The organism is Poseidonibacter sp. (assembly GCF_041821165.1).
Taxonomy (GTDB): domain Bacteria; phylum Campylobacterota; class Campylobacteria; order Campylobacterales; family Arcobacteraceae; genus Poseidonibacter.
This window is the reverse complement of the sequence record NZ_JBGUES010000183.1, coordinates 1-4,560: the sequence shown is the minus strand read 5'-3', so window position 1 is coordinate 4,560 and position 4,560 is coordinate 1. Positions and strand designations below refer to the sequence as shown.

Genomic DNA, 4,560 nt, shown 5'->3' with positions numbered 1-4,560 from the left:
ATGGTTCAAACTGTAAAACTAAAAAAAGCATATGGTTCAAGAGTTTTATTTCAAGACATTAACTTAAAATTAGACACAGGAAAAAGATACGGTCTAATTGGAGCTAATGGTGCTGGAAAAACAACTTTCTTGAAAATCTTATCAGGAATTGAAGAAGCAACAGAGGGTGAAGTTCAAGTTCAAAATGGTAAAAAAGTTGGAACTTTAGGACAAAATCAATTTGCATATGAAGAGTATTCAATCTTTGATACAGTACTTTTAGGAAATAAAAGACTTTATGATGCAATTAAAGAAAAAGAGAAACTTTACTTAGAAGAGTACACTGATGAAATTGGTGATAGACTTGGTGAATTAGAAATGATTTGTTGTGAAGAAGATCCAACTTATGAATATGATATTAAAATTACTAAAATCTTAGAAGATTTAGGATTTCCTGCTGCTGAGCAAGGTGAATTAATGTCAACTATTACAGGTGGAGATAAATTTAAAGTTTTATTAGCACAAGTTTTATACCCAAGACCTGATGTATTATTCTTAGATGAGCCTACAAATAACCTTGATATTGAAACAATTGGTTGGTTAGAAAATAGATTACAACACCATGATGGTACTATGGTAGTTATTTCACATGATAGACACTTCTTAAATGCTGTTTGTACAAATATCTTAGATGTTGATTACAAACAAATTAGAGAGTTCTCAGGTAACTATGATGATTGGTATATTGCTTCTACATTAATTGCAAAACAAAATGAAACTGATGTAAATAAAAAACTTAAAGAAAAAGAAGAGTTAGAAAAATTCATCGCAAGATTCTCAGCTAATGCTTCTAAAGCAAAACAAGCAACTTCAAGACAAAAACAACTTGATAAATTAGACGTTGGTGCTATTCAGATTTCAAGTAGAAGAGACCCATCTATTATCTTTAAACAAAAAAGAGAAGTAGGTAAAGAATTACTATCTGTTAAAAATGTTTCTAAATCATTTGATGGTGAAGTTGTATTAAATGATATCTCTTTTACTGTTGAAAAAGATGATAAAATTGCTATTATTGGAGCAAATGGTATTGGTAAAACAACTCTTTGTGAAATTATGGTAGAAAATATGAAACCAGATGCTGGTGAAGTTCATTGGGGTGCAACTATTCAAAATGGTTATTTCCCACAAAATGCTACTGACTTAATCCAAGGTGAAATGACTTTATATGATTGGTTAAGAGGATTTGATAGAGATGCTGATATTGCAGAAATAAGAAACTGTTTAGGTAGAATGCTATTTAATGGTACAGAGCAAGAGAAAAAAGTTCAATCTTGTTCAGGTGGGGAAAAACATAGAATGATGCTTTCTAAAATCATGCTTGAGCAACCAAACTTTATGGTTCTTGATGAGCCTACAAACCACCTTGACTTAGAAGCAATTATTGCCTTAGGTGAAGGACTTCTTGCATACCCAGGTTCTGTTGTTTGTGTTTCTCACGATAGGGAATTATTAGATGTTTATGCAAATAGAATTATTGAAATTCAACCAGGTGGATCAATTGTTGATTTCAAAGGTTCTTATGAAGAGTATATTGAAAGTAAAGCTAAGTAGTAATACTTTTATTTGAATTCTAATAGAAATATTAGGATTCAAAAATTTAGATATAAAAAAAGGGATGCTTATTTAAGCATCCCTTTTTTTTATTAAATAATTTTAGATTATTTAGAATTTCTTAAAGACATTCTTGCTTCTCTTCTAGAAATAGCATCGTTATATCTTCTTTTTTCATCTTCTGTTTGTGGATCTAATTTTGGAACAGGAGTTGGTTTACCTGATTCATCAACTGAAATCATTGTAAAGTAACATACATTAGTATTTTTAATTGTGTGATCTTTAATATCTTCTGAAATAACTTTAATACCAATTTCCATTGATGTTCTACCTGTGTAGTTAACAGATGCATGGAAAGTTACTAATGAACCAATTTTAATAGGGTTTTCAAATAATACCATATCAACAGATAAAGTTACTGCATACATACCTGTATATCTAGCTGCACAAGCATACGCAACATGGTCTAACATTTTTAAAATTTCACCACCGTGAACATTTTTACCAGAAAAGTTAGCTTTATCTGGAGTCATTAACATTGTCATAGTTAATGATTTTTCTCTTTTTATTTCTTCGCTCATTATTATTGCCTTATTATGATAATTGTAATATTTGAAGTATTATAAAATAAAACTTCATTGTATTTGCACAAATGTCTACAAGAATAGGGTAGATTATTTAAAATATATAAAAAAGTAACATTTTTTTATCTCTTAAATCTTTTTATTCATTTCATCTTCTGTTAAAGTTGCAACACCAAGTGAAACAGCCTTATCATATTTACTTCCCGCATCTTCACCATAAATAAGATAATCAGTTTTTTTAGATACAGATGAACTTACTTTTGCTCCAAGTGCTTCAAGTTGTTTTTTAATAAGTCCTCGACTTACACTCATTGTTCCAGTTAGAACTACGGTTTTATCTTTAAACTCATTCTCTTCAACATGAACTTTTTCTTCTACAAGTGGATTTATGATTTCAAATAGTTTTAAAACTATCTCTTTATTTACTCTCATAAACTCTGTAAATGATTTAGCCATTTGCTCACCAATACCATCAAGTGCAAGAAGTGAATCAATATCTATATTAATAACATTTAATCCAAACTCTAGACATATTTGCTTAGAAGCTACTTCTCCAATATGTTCAATTCCAAGAGCATTAATAACTCTATTTAAACTAGTACCTTTTGTTTTTTCAATTGAGTTTAAAAGATTATTTATTTTTTTCTCTTTGAAACCTTCTAAGTTTTCAAGTTTTTCATAAGTTAAAGCATATAAATCTAAAATATCATAAATCTTTTTATCACGAACAAGCTGTTCAACAATTTTAATTCCTAAACCATCAATATTCATACAGTTTTTACTAGCAAAATAAATTATAGAGTTAGCAACTATACTAGGACAGTCAAGATTTTGACATTTAATTAAAGTACCTTCATCTAATAACTCACTGCTACATTGAGGACATTGTGTTGGTCTTTTTATCTCTAATTCACTTCCAGTTCTTCTATCATGAAAAACCTTAGTAATTTTTGGAATAATATCACCACTTTTAATAATAATTACTTCATCGTTTATTCGTAAATCTAATCTAGCAATTTCATCATAATTATGTAAAGATGCTCTTTCAACTGTTGAACCATCAATTAAAGTAGGTTCTACAAGAGCAACAGGAGTGATAACACCAGTTCGGCCTACTTGTTGGATAATATTTACAACTTTTGTAGTTTTTTCAACTGCTGGAAATTTATATGCACAAGAATATCTTGGAAATTTAACTGTATGACCTAACTCTTCTTGTGTTTCTAAATCATCAATTTTAATAACCATTCCATCAAGCATCATTTCAATACTATCTCTTGCTGCAATTATTTCATGATATAGTTTTTCTATTCCCTCAACTGTTTTTGTATGAGTTTGCATAGGAGGTTTTGCAAATCCTAGTGAATAAATATAATCCATCATTAAAGAATTTTTAGTAAACTCTAAGCTATTTTCACCAACTCCCCAAACATTAAAAAATAGTTTTCTTTTAGCTGTAATACTTGGGTCTAATTGTCTTAAACTTCCAGCTGCTGCATTTCTTGGGTTTGCAAAAAGTGCTTCATTATTTTTAATTCTTTGTTCATTGATTTTTTCAAAATCTGCTTTTTTAATTACAATTTCACCTCTTATTTCTAAAAGTGATTTTTCTTCTATTTGTAAAGGAATAGAGTGTATTGTTTTTACATTATTTGTAATATCTTCACCAACACTTCCATCACCTCTTGTAATAGCTTGTTTTAATAAACCATTTTCATAAATAAGATTTAAAGAAGCTCCATCAAATTTTGGTTCACAGTAAAACTCTAAATTTGTATTTACTTTTTTAGCTCTATTTATCCAATCTTCTAACTCTTTTGTATTAAAAACATCTTCTTGTGACCACATTCTGCTTAAGTGAGAAGCTTTATTAAATCCATCAAGTACAAAACCACCAACTCTTTTATTTGGAGAGTTTGGATGTGAAAGTTCTGGATTTTGTTGTTCATAAGATAAACAAGCTCTACTTAATAAATCATACTCTTCATCACTTGCAAGTGGATTATCATCTACATAATATGCATGAGCCCATTTAATTAATTTTTCTATTTCTATATTATATTGTTCATTTGTCATTTTAGTATTGTCTTTTATTAGTATTATTTTAAGAAATCGTATTATACTTAAAACTATGTCTAAGTATAATTAGATATTAATTTTATTTAATCATTTTTTCTAATTGTTTTAATAAAAAAGGATTAATTGTAGGAGTTTTATCTGATAAATCTTCTATTTGTTTAAATTGAAATGATGAATTTTTATAAATAATAACTGATTTTGTATTTTCTGTAAGCAATTTATCAATTGATAATGTTATAAATTCATTTGCCATAAGTCTATCAAAAACACTTGGATTCCCACCCCTTTGTATATGTCCTAAACTTAC

Annotated in this window: 3 protein-coding genes and 1 pseudogene; 1 reads left to right on the top strand and 3 read right to left on the bottom strand. The window is 28.4% G+C overall.

Annotation, left to right across the window (positions count from 1 at the left end; translation table 11 throughout):
* Positions 1-1,590 (top strand): ABC-F family ATP-binding cassette domain-containing protein (locus ACERKK_RS11465; protein ID WP_373773213.1); only part of this gene is annotated, 1,590 nt, incomplete at its 5' end.
* A gap of 107 nt (positions 1,591-1,697) precedes the next feature.
* Here ACERKK_RS11465 and ACERKK_RS11460 read toward each other — a convergent pair.
* The 3 genes and pseudogenes from ACERKK_RS11460 to ACERKK_RS11450 form a co-directional block, all read right to left on the bottom strand.
* Complete coding sequence (locus ACERKK_RS11460; protein ID WP_373773212.1) at positions 1,698-2,171, bottom strand: acyl-CoA thioesterase; 474 nt, start codon at positions 2,169-2,171, stop codon at positions 1,698-1,700.
* Positions 2,172-2,303: 132 nt separating this feature from the next.
* Positions 2,304-4,250: an NAD-dependent DNA ligase LigA gene (ligA, locus tag ACERKK_RS11455; protein ID WP_373773211.1), complete on the bottom strand. Its 1,947-nt coding sequence runs from the start codon at positions 4,248-4,250 to the stop codon at positions 2,304-2,306.
* 82 nt (positions 4,251-4,332) lie between these two features.
* Positions 4,333-4,560: pseudogene (locus ACERKK_RS11450) on the bottom strand (6-phosphofructokinase); the annotation flags it as partial.

What these genes read in the sequence shown, in the direction of transcription:
- ACERKK_RS11460 (WP_373773212.1), bottom strand. Translation starts at nt 2,171, where the DNA reads ATGAGCGAAGAAATAAAAAGAGAAAAATCATTAACTATGACAATGTTA.
- ligA (WP_373773211.1), bottom strand. Translation starts at nt 4,250, where the DNA reads ATGACAAATGAACAATATAATATAGAAATAGAAAAATTAATTAAATGG.